This window comes from Rathayibacter sp. AY1C1, assembly GCF_002932105.1.
In the GTDB taxonomy this organism is placed as follows: domain Bacteria; phylum Actinomycetota; class Actinomycetes; order Actinomycetales; family Microbacteriaceae; genus Rathayibacter.
The window spans coordinates 66,421-78,287 of sequence record NZ_PSWH01000001.1; the positions used below are offsets into that span (position 1 = coordinate 66,421).

The window sequence follows — 11,867 nt, forward strand, 5'->3', positions numbered from 1 at the left end:
GAGCCCTTCCGACGGCGGCGCGCTCCGGATGCTCCTCCCCAGGCGCGTCGGGCAGGCGGATCGTCCCGATCCGACGGATCCACCCCCCGCGCCGCGGCCCGGACGGCGAACGTGGAGGCATGCTCTCCGATCACCTGCTCGACGCCCTCGCCGTCCTCCTCCCGCTGGAGTGCCCCGCCTGCGGAGAGCCGACGAGCCGGGCGCCCTGTCCGGACTGCTCGGCCGACGCGGCCGCCTCGGCCTGCCTGCTGACCCGCGTCGTCGGGCCGCCGGACGATCCGCTCCTCGTCGTCACCGGTGCCCCGTACGAGGGCACGGTGCGCCGCCTCGTCGTCGCGCTGAAGGAGGAGGGCCGCACGGCCAGCCTCGCCCCGCTCGGCGCGCTGCTGCGTCCCGCTCTCGGCGCGGCGCTCGCCGGCAGCCCCGCGATCCTGGTCGTCCCGCCCGGCTCCTGGCTCGGCCGCGTGCGGCGGGGCGCCGATCCCGTCGCGCAGCTGGTCGCCGCGGCGGGAGGGCTGGCGGCGCGTCCTCTCCGGCGGTCGCGGATGGTCCGCGACCAGGTCGGGCTCGGCCGCGTCGAGCGGCGCGGCAACCTCGACGGGGCGTTCCGCGCCCGCCGTCCGCTCTCGTCGTGGCCGCCGGTGGTCCTCGTCGACGACGTGGTCACCTCCGGCGCGACCCTGCTCGAGCTCCGGCGCGCCGTGCGTGCGGCCGGCGGGACGGTCCGGGCCGCGGCGGCCCTGGCCGGCACCGCGCAACGAGGAGGGAACGTAGCAGCAGAATCCGGACGAACTCCCGGTGACGATCCGGTGGCCGGGGTCTACGGTGGGGGCACGGCGTGAACGGTCCGCCCCGGAGAAAGGCGGCACGCCGTACTCGACTGGGAGGTTGTCATGGACATCGACATCACAGGACGCAACATCGACATCACCGATCGCTTCCGCGCGTACGCGACGGAGAAGTCGGACAAGGTGGCGCACCTCGCCGATCGTGCTCTCGCACTCGAGATCAAGGCGAGCAGGCACGCCGAGGGCAAGGGCTCGGCCGGCGGCGACCGCGTGGAGCTGACGCTGATCGGCAAGGGGCCCGTGGTCCGGGCCGAGGCGAGCGGAGCCGACAAGTACGCGGCGTTCGACGTCGCCATCGGCCGGCTGCTCGAACGGGTGAGACGCGCCAAGGACCGGAAGAAGGTCCATCGGGGCCAGCATCGGCCGACCTCGCTCCGCGACGCGGCCGCCGACGACTTCAGCGTCGTCGCCATCCAGCCGGCCGACGCGGCGGTGCTGGAGCAGCTGAGCACGGGCGTCATCCCCGTGCAGGAGGCGCCGGAGCCGGTGGAGGACGAGGTCGAGGAGCCGTACTGCCCCGTCGTCATCCGCAAGAAGGTCTTCGCCTCCGTCTCGATGACCGTCGACGACGCCGTCGACTACATGGAGCTGGTCGGACACGACTTCTACCTCTTCATCGACTCCGACACGAACCGCCCGAGCGTGGTCTACCGCCGCAAGGGCTGGGACTACGGCGTCATCGGCCTCGGCGACGAGGCCGACGAGCTCGCCGAGCAGGCCGCCGGCTGAGATCCGACCCCGGGCCCAGGCAGGGAGTCCGCCCAGGGCGGACGCGTCGCCCCGACCGCTCGCCGCCCGCCCCGGCTAGGCTGGTCGCGGTCCGCGCTCCGGCGCGCGACTCCTGTCTTCTACTTTTTTGGAGTACCCCGTGGCCTCTGTCCTCGAAAAGGTCCTTCGCGTCGGGGAGGGGCGGGTCATCCGCCGCCTCGAGAACTACGCGAAGGCCGTCAACGCCCTCGAAGAGGACTTCACGCACCTCAGCGACGAGGAGCTGAAGAACGAGACCGTCGAGCTGCGCGAGCGCTACTCGAACGGCGAGTCCCTCGACGACCTGCTGCCGGAGGCGTTCGCCGCCGTCCGCGAGGCCTCGCGCCGGACGCTCGGCCTCCGCCACTTCGACGTGCAGCTCATGGGCGGCGCCGCCCTGCACCTGGGCAACATCGCCGAGATGAAGACCGGAGAGGGCAAGACGCTCGTCGCGACCCTTCCGGCCTACCTCAACGCGATCGCCAGCCGCGGCGTGCACATCGTCACGGTCAACGACTTCCTCGCGTCGTACCAGTCCGAGCTGATGGGGCGCGTGTTCCGCGCCCTCGGCATGACGACCGGAGTGATCCTCTCGGGCCAGACCCCGGAGCAGCGCCGCGAGCAGTACTCGGCCGACATCACCTACGGCACGAACAACGAGTTCGGCTTCGACTACCTCCGCGACAACATGGCGTGGCAGGCGCAGGACATGGTCCAGCGCGGCCACTTCTACGCCATCGTCGACGAGGTCGACTCGATCCTCATCGACGAGGCCCGCACCCCGCTGATCATCTCCGGACCGGCCTCGGGCGAGGCGAACCGCTGGTTCGCGGAGTTCGCCAACCTCGCCAAGCGCCTCGACGAGGGCGAGGACTTCGAGGTCGACGAGAAGAAGCGCACCGTCGGCGTCCTCGAGCCCGGCATCGAGAAGGTCGAGGACTACCTCGGCATCGACAACCTCTACGAGTCGGCGAACACCCCGCTGATCTCGTTCCTCAACAACGCCATCAAGGCGCGCGCGCTGTTCAAGAAGGACAAGGACTACGTCGTGCTGAACGGCGAGGTCCTGATCGTCGACGAGCACACCGGCCGCATCCTGGCCGGACGCCGCTACAACGAGGGCATCCACCAGGCCATCGAGGCGAAGGAGGGCGTGCAGGTCAAGGCCGAGAACCAGACCCTGGCCACCGTCACGCTCCAGAACTACTTCCGCCTCTACGCGAAGCTCTCCGGCATGACCGGAACGGCCGAGACCGAGGCCGCCGAGTTCATGTCGACCTACAAGCTCGGCGTCGTCCCGATCCCGACGAACCGCAAGATGCAGCGGATCGACAACGCCGACCTCGTCTACAAGAACGAGCAGGTCAAGTTCGCCCAGGTCGTCGAGGACATCGCGGAGCGCCACGCGGCCGGGCAGCCGGTCCTCGTCGGCACGACCAGCGTCGAGAAGAGCGAGTACCTCTCGCGCCTGCTCGCCAAGAAGGGCGTGCGCCACGAGGTCCTGAACGCCAAGAACCACGCGCGGGAGGCGGCCATCGTCGCCCAGGCCGGCCGCCTCGGCGCCGTCACCGTCGCGACCAACATGGCCGGTCGAGGCACCGACATCATGCTCGGCGGCAACGCCGAGTTCCTCGCGGTCTCCGAGATGACGGCCAAGGGCCTGAACCCCTCCGAGACCCCGGAGGAGTACGAGGCCGCATGGGACGAGGTCTTCGCCGCCGTCAAGGAGAAGGTGGGCGAGGAGGCCGAGAAGGTCCAGGCCGCCGGCGGCCTCTACGTGCTCGGCACCGAGCGCCACGAGTCGCGCCGCATCGACAACCAGCTCCGCGGACGCTCGGGCCGCCAGGGCGACCCGGGGGAGAGCCGCTTCTACCTCTCGCTCACCGACGACCTCATGCGCCTGTTCAACTCCGGCGCCGCCGAGGCGCTCATGGGCCGGGGCAACGTCCCGGACGACATCGCCATCGAGTCGAAGGTCGTCTCGCGCGCCATTCGCAGCGCCCAGTCGCAGGTCGAGGCCCGCAACGCCGAGATCCGCAAGAACGTCCTCAAGTACGACGACGTCCTCAACCGCCAGCGCGAGGCGATCTACTCGGACCGCCGCCACATCCTCGAGGGCGACGACCTGCACGAGCGCACCCAGAAGTTCCTCGTCGACGTGATCGACGAGATCCTCGAGGTGCACACCGGCGACGGCAACGGCGACGACTGGGACTTCGACGCCCTCTGGACCGAGCTGAAGACGCTGTACCCGATCAGCCTCACCATCGACGAGGTGGTGCAGGAGGCGGGCAGCCGCGGCCGCATCAACAAGGAGTTCATGCGCCGCGAGATCCTCTCGGACGCGCAGCTCGCCTACCAGCACCGCGAGGAGCAGCTGGGCTCTCCCGCCATGCGCGAGCTCGAGCGCCGCGTCGTGCTCTCGGTGATCGACCGCCGCTGGCGCGACCACCTCTACGAGATGGACTACCTCAAGGACGGTATCGGCCTGCGCGCGATGGCCCAGCGCGATCCGCTGGTCGAGTACCAGCGCGAGGGCTTCGCCCTGTTCCAGCAGATGATGGGGCAGATCCGCGAGGAGACCGTCGGCTTCCTCTTCAACCTCGAGGTCGAGGTGACCCAGAAGCAGGGCGAGGTCGCCGGAGTCGCGGCCAAGGGCCTCGCTCAGCCGGTCGCTCCGGCCGAGAAGCTCAGCTACTCGGCCCCGAGCGACACCGGCGGCGTCGAGGTCCGCGACCAGCGCGGACAGGTGCAGCAGGCGGCCACCGCGAAGGCCCGCGCCGAGGAGGCCCGCAAGGCGCTCCCCGAGGGCGAGGCGGAGGAGACTCCGACGACCGGCGCCTTCGGCCAGAAGCCGGGCGGCTCGGACGCCCCCGCCAACCGCGAGGAGCGACGCGCGCAGTCCAAGCGCCGCTGAGTCCTCCCCGGACGACGCCCTCGGCCCCGGTCCCGCAGCGGCGGGGTCCGGAGCCGTCGGCGTTCCTGCGGAGGCTCGGAGCCCGCCTCGCCCGCCGTCAGGACTCGCCGCGCGCGAGGGCCGAGACGAAGCCGCCGGCGAAGGTGTCGCCGAGGCCGATCGTCGTCGGCCGGTCCGTCTCGAGGACGAGCCCGGGGACGCAGCTGGCCTCGAGCGCCGAATCCACCGCTGCGCACACCGCTTGCGAGCCGGGCTGGGGAGGGAGTCCGCCGACGCGGTCGTAGTCGGCGGCGGTGAAGCCGTCCCCGAGGAGGTCGCGGAGCTCGGTCGCGCGGATCATCTCGTCACCGACGCCCCGCCACCCCCGGAGCTCGAGGAGGCCCTGCGCGACAGGGGAGTGGAGATCGTGCTCCCGGCCGGTGCGGCCGCCCGGGAGCGCTGACCCGCTCCTCACAGCACGTTGATCGCGGTGGCACGCCAGCGCGCGTCCGTGCCTTCGAGCCGGATCGCGACGGCCCGGCTCCGTGCGCGGTGATGCACCAGCACGACTCCCTCGACGACACCGTCCCGCGGCTCCGTGACGATCACCCGTCCGACCGTGAACGGGACGCGCTGCGCCGTCCGCTTCCGCAGGCTGCGGGCGCGGGCCGCGAGCACGACCCGCTTCTGCAGGTGGTGGTAGACCTCGTCGCTCAGCCACCGCGCGATCTGGTCGATCTCGCGCGAGCCCTCGAGGATCTCGATCACGAGGTGCGTGAGCCGGGCGAGCAGGGGCTCCGGTTCGGGCAGCTCCGCGCGGGTCGCAGGCTGCGGGGCGAAGAACTCCGCGAGGGTGAGCCGCTCCACGGCCGCCTCGGGGTCGAGGGGGAGGGTGCGGTAGTCGAAGGCGTGGAGGGGAAGGCTCATGCGGCGATCTCCTGGGGCAGGACGAGCTGTTCACGGGTCCGGGTCACCTCTCTGCTCGACGGGCGGGGCGCGCTGGGTCGGCACGCGAGGACGACCTCATCGAAGCAGTCGAGGGATGCTCATGGAAAGCAGAGGCGCAGACTGTGGATAATCGTCGGCCGTCCCGAGCTGTGGACAGCGAGCCCGGCGTGCGCCGCCCGGCCGCGCCCTAGGCTTGTCGGGTGTCGACCCTCAGTGACCTCGTCCTCTCCCACGGCCGATCCGACGAAGCGGACGTCGAATGGCTGCACCTGCTCGTCGGCGACCTGCAGCTGCTCGCCGACCTGGCCTTCGCCGACATCGTGCTCTGGGTGCCCACGGCCGACGACAGCTTCGTCGCCGTCGCCCACGCGCGCCCCAGCAGCGCGGCGACGCTCTTCTACCGCGACTTCGTCGGGCAGAGGATCAAGTCGGAGTGGCGCGCCCAGGTCGTCGAGGCGTTCGAGACCGCGCGGATCGTCGACACCTCCGCCCCGGACTGGTTCGAGGAGACGCCCACCCGCGTGCGCGCGGTGCCCGTCCTGCGCCGCCTGGGGGCCTCCGACGGCGGGACGACGGACCGCCCCATCGCGGTCGTCACGCGCCACACCAACCTCAGCGAGACGCGCACGCCGAGCCGGCAGGAGCTGACGTTCAACGACTGCGCGAACGACCTCTTCTCGATGATCGCCTCGGGCGACTTCCCCGATCTGGGCGCGCCGACCGGTCCTCGCCGCGGGGCGCCGCGCGCGTCCGACGGCCTGATCCGCCTGGACGTCGACGGCGTCACCACGTTCGCGAGCCCCAACGCCCTCTCGGCGTTCAACCGCATCGGCTTCGCCGACGAGCTCGAGGGGGAGTCGCTCGCCGAGGTCACGACGAAGCTGATCGCGGGGAAGGTCGTCATCGACGAGTCGCTCCCGCTGGTCGTGACCGGCCGGGCGCCGTGGCGAACCGACATCGAGGCCCGCGGAGTGACGGTGTCGCTGCGCGCGATCCCGATCCGCGACCGCGGCGAGCGGGTCGGCGCCGTCGTCCTGTGCCGCGACGTGACGGAGCTGCGCCACCAGGAGCGGGAGCTCATCACCAAGGACGCCACGATCCGCGAGATCCACCACCGCGTGAAGAACAACCTGCAGACCGTGGCCTCGCTGCTGCGGATCCAGGCCAGGCGCACCCACTCCGACCTCGCCCGGGAGGCGCTCACGCAGGCGATGCGCCGCGTCGCCGCCATCGCGGTCGTGCACGACACTCTCTCTGAGGGGCTGAACCAGAACGTCGACTTCGACGCGGTCTTCGACCGGGTGCTGCTGCTGATCGCCGAGGTCGCCTCGACCCACAACACCACGGTGCACCCGAAGCTGACGGGGAGCTTCGGCAATCTGCCCAGCGAGTACGCGACTCCGCTCGCCCTCGCCCTGACCGAGCTGGTCACCAACGCCGTCGAGCACGGCCTGGCCGGACGGGAGGGCGACGTGGAGATCGTCGCCTCGCGCAGCGATGACGAGCTCACGGTGAAGGTGCGCGACACGGGCGTCGGGCTGCCGGAGGGCAAGGTCGGATCGGGCCTGGGCACGCAGATCGTGCGCACGCTCATACAGGGCGAGCTCGGCGGCACCATCGACTGGCACACGCTGGTCGGGCGCGGCACCGAGGTCACCATCGAGGTGCCGCTGCGATGGCTGGAGCGCGCCCGCTCCTGAGCCCGGAGACGACGCGACCCCCGCTGCCGAGAGGCGACGGGGGTCGGGGTCGTTCGTGCCGCCGAGCGGCTCGTGCGCCTAGGAGGCGCGGCGTGCGCGGGCGGCGCGGCGCTTCAGGGCGCGACGCTCGTCCTCGCTGAGGCCGCCCCACACTCCCGAGTCCTGGCCGGTCTCGAGGGCGTACTGGAGGCAGACCTCGGTGACGGTGCAGCGTGCGCACACCGACTTCGCCTTCTCGATCTGGTCCACGGCCGGGCCGGTGTTGCCGACCGGGAAGAAAAGCTCGGGGTCTGCGGTGAGGCAAGCGGCCTTGTCGCGCCAGTCCATGCGGGTGCTCCTTGTGTGAAGGCGTGCGTGGAGGAACCACGCAGTGTTCGGGTGGGATGATCGATCCACGCCGACGATCCCGACCAGTACTCGACCTCCGCGCCCTCACCGGCGCACGCCACGAGGCCCCGTGCTGGAGCGCGGGGTGGATCGGGGTGGTGGACGGGAGAATGCTCGGTTCTTGCCGGTGCACTCGACGCGATGCGCGAGCACTGCGTCGGCCGCCCGGCTCCAGTGCTGGTCATCCGGCTCGCCCCCGTGCCTGACGGCACGGCGGGATCGGATGTTCACATCGGCGGAAACCCACGACCCTGTGAGCGGTGAAACGAACTGGACTAGCCTGTCACGGGGATGAGCCCGAATCAAGAGTCCTGGATGGGATGTGCCTGTGACCGCTGACGCGAACGGGTCCCGCGGACCCCGCCCGACCGCCTCCCGGCCGCTCGGTCTGGTGGTGCTGATCGCGGTCCTGGCCCTCGAGACGCTCGCCGTGGCCGGGGTCGCGGCGTGGCTCGTGCTCGAGCTGCTGACGACCCGGGCCGACACGGTCGGCGGAGGGATCGCCATCGTCGTCCTCGCGCTGATCGCCGTGTGCTGGGCCGCCGCGACGACGCTCGGCGCCGTGCGACGGCGCGGCTGGATGCGCGCGTCGGCGCTGACGATCCAGCTGGTGATGATGGCCGTGGCGCTCGGCGCCTTCCAGGGCCAGTACGCCGTGCCCGACATCGGCTGGGCGCTGCTGGCGCCGGCCGTGTTAGCCGTCGTCGCGCTGTTCCTCCCGAGCGTGGTCGCCGCCACTCGTCGCGATCCGGCCGTGTAGCCGGACGGCTGGCGCGCCGCCGCTCGCGGGTGCGACGCTGGAGGGACCCCCTCCTCGACACGGAAGCGACGCGCATGGACTCCACCCGACTCGGCTCCAGCGGCCTGCAGATCTCCTCGATCGTCCTCGGCTGCATGAGCTTCGGCGCTCCCGACCGCGGGGCCCACGGCTGGAGCATGGGCGAGGAGGAGTCGCGGACCTTCCTCCGGCGGGCGCTGGAGCTCGGCATCACCACGTTCGACACGGCGGACGTCTACTCCGACGGCACGAGCGAGGAGTTCGTCGGCCGTGCGCTCGCGGACTTCGCGGTCCGCGAGGAGGTCGTGATCGCCACGAAGGTCCACGGGCGGATGCGCCCCGGCCCCAACGGCGGCGGCCTCTCGCGGCGGCACATCCTCAGCGCTATCGACGACAGCCTCCGGCGTCTCGGCACGGACTACGTCGACCTCTACCAGATCCACCGCTGGGACCCCGAGACGCCGATCGAGGAGACGATGGAGACCCTCCACGACGTCGTCCGCTCGGGCAGGGCGCGCTACATCGGCGCCTCGAGCATGTGGGCGTGGCAGTTCGCGAAGGCGCAGTACACCGCGGATCTGGGCGGCTGGACGCGGTTCGTCTCGATGCAGGACCAGTACAACCTGATCCAGCGCGAGGACGAGCGCGAGCTGCACCCCTTCTGCGTCGACCAGGGAGTCGGCGTGATCCCGTGGTCGCCGCTCGCCCGGGGCCGGCTCACCCGCGACTGGGACGAGACCACGGCGCGCACCGAGACCGACGTCTTCGGCGGCACCCTCTACCGCCAGCAGGAGGAGGCCGACCGGCGGACCGTCGCGACCGTCGCACGCATCGCCGAGCAGCGCGGCGTGCCCCGTGCGCAGGTGGCGCTCGCCTGGGTCCGGCAGCAGGAGGCGGTCACCGCTCCGATCGTCGGAGCCACGAAGCTCCACCACCTCGACGACGCGGTCGCGTCGCTGGACGTGGAGCTGACCACCGACGAGCTGGAGGCGCTGGGCGCCGACTACGCGCCGCGCGCCAACGAGGGGTTCTGATCCGGCCGATGCGCCACCGCTGATCCGCCCGAGCGGTCTCCGCTATTCTTCCCCTCGAAGATGACGGAAGCTCGGATCGGGAGGCGGCATGGCGAGGAGTGCCGGGGATCCGTTGGGGGCGCGCTACCGCCTGCTCGAGCGGATCGGCTCGGGTGCCGCGGGTGAGGTGTGGCGCGTCGCCGACGCGCAGGGGCCGGACCGCGCGGCGAAGCTCCTCCGCGGTGAGCACGTGCACGACGCGGGCCTGGTCGAGCGGTTCGTCCGTGAGAGGTCGGTGCTCACCCGTCTGCGGCACCCGCACGTCGTGGAGGTGCTCGACCTCGTCGTGGAGGGGGAGACGCTCGGGATCGTGATGGAGCTCGTCGGCGGCGGATCGCTGCGGGAGCTGCTGCGGGACGAGGGCACCCTCCCGGCGGTCGATGCGCTGCCCGTGGCGGCCTCGATCCTCGACGCTCTCGCCGCCGCGCATGCGATCGGCACGGTCCACCGGGACGTGAAGCCCGACAACGTCCTGCTCGCGGAGGGTGCGGACGATGCGGGCTCCGCCGTCCGCGTCTCCGACTTCGGCATCGCTCACGTGGTCGCCGAGGGGCCGCGCGCGACGACGGGTGTCATCGGGACGCCGGAGTACCTCTCGCCCGAGATGCTCGCCACCGGAGCGGCCGGCCCGCCGAGCGACGTCTACTCGACGGGGATCCTGCTCTACGAGCTGCTGTGCGGCCGGACCCCGTTCGCCGGCCCCGGCGCCGACGTCGCGGTCGCCTACCGGCACGTCGCGATGCTCCCGCCGCCGCTGGAGCTGCCGCCGCGGCTCGCGTCGCTCCTGGACCGGATGCTCGCGAAGGATCCGGCGTCGCGGCCGACGGCTGCGGAGGCGGCGGGGATCCTGCGACGCCTCTCCCCGGCACTGGCCGGGCTGCCGGCGCTGCCGCTCGCGGCGGGCGTGGCGGAGTTCGAGGAGGCCGAGCGCCCGGGCACGGTCCTCCGCGGGATGGCGGTGCAGATGTCGTCGGAGCCGGTGGAGGAGGGGCCCGCTCCCGAGCTCGGCCCGTCGTCGCAGGCGACCGTGCTCCGCCCGGTGCCGCGCCGCGAGCTGCGCCTGGTGGAACGGCCGTTCGAGGCTCCAGCACGGCGGGGGCGCGGCGGACGTCTGCGGATGATCCTCGCCGCCCTCGGCGCCGGCGTCCTGCTCATCGGGGCGGTGCTCCTCGCCGTCCAGCCGCGCGGCGGCGGAGCACGGGCCTCGGCGCCGGATGCCGACCTGTCGGCCCGGCAGCAGGACCGGCCGCTGCCGACGGGCCTCGGAGTGACGCGATCGGCCACCTGGGACGCGGAGCGACGGGCCGTGGTCGTCGAGATCTCCTACTCCGCCCAGAGCGCGCCCCTCTCGGGGTCCTTCCTCGAGGTGCTGCCGGGCCCGGACGCCGCGGCGGCATGCCCCGCGGCCAGCTGGTCCGGAGTGACGGCGGTGCGCAACCGGCCGAGCGTCACCGGAGTCGGGGTCGGCTGCGGTTGGAGCCTGACGGACCTGCACGTCCCGGCGCAGGGGATCGTCGACGTCACGGCGACCGTGCCGATCGCGGTGGCCGAGCAGAGCGCCCTGGACGGGTGGCTGGCGGCGGCAGCGTCTGCGACGGCACAGGCCGTGGCCGACCCTGCGGTCACCGGGACGGCGTATCCCGTGCAGCGGCTGCGGGATGTGCGGATCGAGACTCCCGCGCGGACGGTCGGCCGGACCCCGCTGCCCGTGACGCTGGTGCCGGTCTGGCCGAGCGGGGCCGACCCCGTGAACCCCCTGCTCGCGACGCCGTCGTCCGCGCCGGCGAGCAGCATGCTCGAGGCGATCGCGGGCGGAGTGGAGGGCGTTCGCTTCAGCGACGGCTGCAGCGGCGCGGTCGCCGTGTCGTCCGACGGGCTGACGGTGACCGCCCTCACGGTGACTCCGTCCTGCGAGCTGCGCGCCCGAGTGGGCGCGTTCTCGGACCTCTCGAGCAGTCCCTTCGCGATCACCACTCGCGAGTGAGTCGACCTCCCGCGCCAGTGTCGAGCCGTCGACGTCACGCGAGCCGTCTGTGCTGTCTTGCCTTCTACCATGACGAGACATCCTCATGAAACGACGGTGGAGTGGGGAGCGGGCGGGACGGTCCCGTCCGCAGGGGTAGAAAGGTGTGATCCATGTCACGTGTTCTCTCGACCGACGAGGCGAAGTCCGCGATCCAGCAGATCCAGTCGATCGTCAACGGCGGCCTCGCCGATCAGATCAGCCGGCTCGACGTACAGGGGCGGACACTGTCCGATCCGAACGTCTGGGACGGTCCGCTGGCCTCGCAGTTCCGCTCGTCGACCTGGCCGGAGACGAAGTCGGCCCTCGAGAAGGCCAAGCAGGAGCTCGAGGAGCTGCGCAGCCAGCTGGCGACGATCTCGCAGAACATCTTCGCCGCCGGCGGAGGGAGCTGACCGGCCGTCCCGCCCCTGCGTGCTCCGGCGAGCGGGGGCGGGACGTGCTCGTCGTCTCCGCGCTCCTTCCTC

At 72.0% G+C, this 11,867-nt stretch carries 11 protein-coding genes; 8 read left to right on the forward strand and 3 right to left on the reverse strand.

The features are described 5' to 3' along the window. Positions 1 to 119 precede the first annotated feature (119 nt). The 3 genes from C5C71_RS00290 (at position 120) to secA (ending at position 4,512) form a co-directional block, all read left to right on the forward strand. On the forward strand, positions 120 to 842 hold the full coding sequence (locus C5C71_RS00290; RefSeq protein ID WP_104336905.1) for a ComF family protein: 723 nt from the start codon (positions 120 to 122) through the stop codon (positions 840 to 842). 51 nt (positions 843 to 893) lie between these two features. Then, positions 894 to 1,577, forward strand: coding sequence for a ribosome hibernation-promoting factor, HPF/YfiA family (hpf, locus tag C5C71_RS00295; RefSeq protein WP_104224131.1), 684 nt, complete (start codon positions 894 to 896; stop codon positions 1,575 to 1,577). Between the two features lie 139 nt (positions 1,578 to 1,716). Continuing rightward, complete coding sequence (gene secA, locus C5C71_RS00300; RefSeq protein WP_104268421.1) at positions 1,717 to 4,512, forward strand: preprotein translocase subunit SecA; 2,796 nt, start codon at positions 1,717 to 1,719, stop codon at positions 4,510 to 4,512. Positions 4,513 to 4,609: 97 nt separating this feature from the next. Here the strand turns inward: secA and C5C71_RS00305 are convergent, their stop codons facing one another. Continuing rightward, positions 4,610 to 4,852: a carbohydrate kinase family protein gene (locus tag C5C71_RS00305; protein ID WP_146084380.1), complete on the reverse strand. Its 243-nt coding sequence runs from the start codon at positions 4,850 to 4,852 to the stop codon at positions 4,610 to 4,612. A 110-nt stretch (positions 4,853 to 4,962) separates the two neighbouring features. Then, a complete protein-coding gene (locus tag C5C71_RS00310) occupies positions 4,963 to 5,418 on the reverse strand; it encodes an Rv3235 family protein (protein WP_219812255.1) in 456 nt (151 codons plus the stop codon). A gap of 221 nt (positions 5,419 to 5,639) precedes the next feature. Here C5C71_RS00310 and C5C71_RS00315 point away from each other — a divergent pair, with 221 nt between their 5' ends. Beyond that, positions 5,640 to 7,139: a sensor histidine kinase gene (locus C5C71_RS00315; RefSeq protein WP_104224128.1), complete on the forward strand. Its 1,500-nt coding sequence runs from the start codon at positions 5,640 to 5,642 to the stop codon at positions 7,137 to 7,139. Between the two features lie 78 nt (positions 7,140 to 7,217). On the opposite strand, the gene C5C71_RS00320 is transcribed toward C5C71_RS00315, so the two are convergent. After that, positions 7,218 to 7,466, reverse strand: a complete 249-nt coding sequence (locus C5C71_RS00320; RefSeq protein WP_055788231.1) for a WhiB family transcriptional regulator — start codon at positions 7,464 to 7,466, stop codon at positions 7,218 to 7,220. A gap of 388 nt (positions 7,467 to 7,854) precedes the next feature. Between C5C71_RS00320 and C5C71_RS00325 the strand changes: the two genes are divergently transcribed. From C5C71_RS00325 to C5C71_RS00340, 4 genes are all read left to right on the forward strand, one after another. Further along, positions 7,855 to 8,286, forward strand: a complete 432-nt coding sequence (locus C5C71_RS00325) for a hypothetical protein (RefSeq protein WP_104266808.1) — start codon at positions 7,855 to 7,857, stop codon at positions 8,284 to 8,286. Between the two features lie 74 nt (positions 8,287 to 8,360). After that, on the forward strand, positions 8,361 to 9,338 hold the full coding sequence (locus C5C71_RS00330; RefSeq protein WP_104266807.1) for an aldo/keto reductase: 978 nt from the start codon (positions 8,361 to 8,363) through the stop codon (positions 9,336 to 9,338). A gap of 88 nt (positions 9,339 to 9,426) precedes the next feature. Then, positions 9,427 to 11,361, forward strand: coding sequence for a serine/threonine-protein kinase (locus C5C71_RS00335; protein WP_104336907.1), 1,935 nt, complete (start codon positions 9,427 to 9,429; stop codon positions 11,359 to 11,361). A gap of 152 nt (positions 11,362 to 11,513) precedes the next feature. Beyond that, positions 11,514 to 11,795 (forward strand): pyrophosphorylase, encoded by a 282-nt coding sequence (locus C5C71_RS00340; RefSeq protein ID WP_104336908.1) that lies wholly within the window; start codon positions 11,514 to 11,516, stop codon positions 11,793 to 11,795. Positions 11,796 to 11,867: the final 72 nt, after the last annotated feature.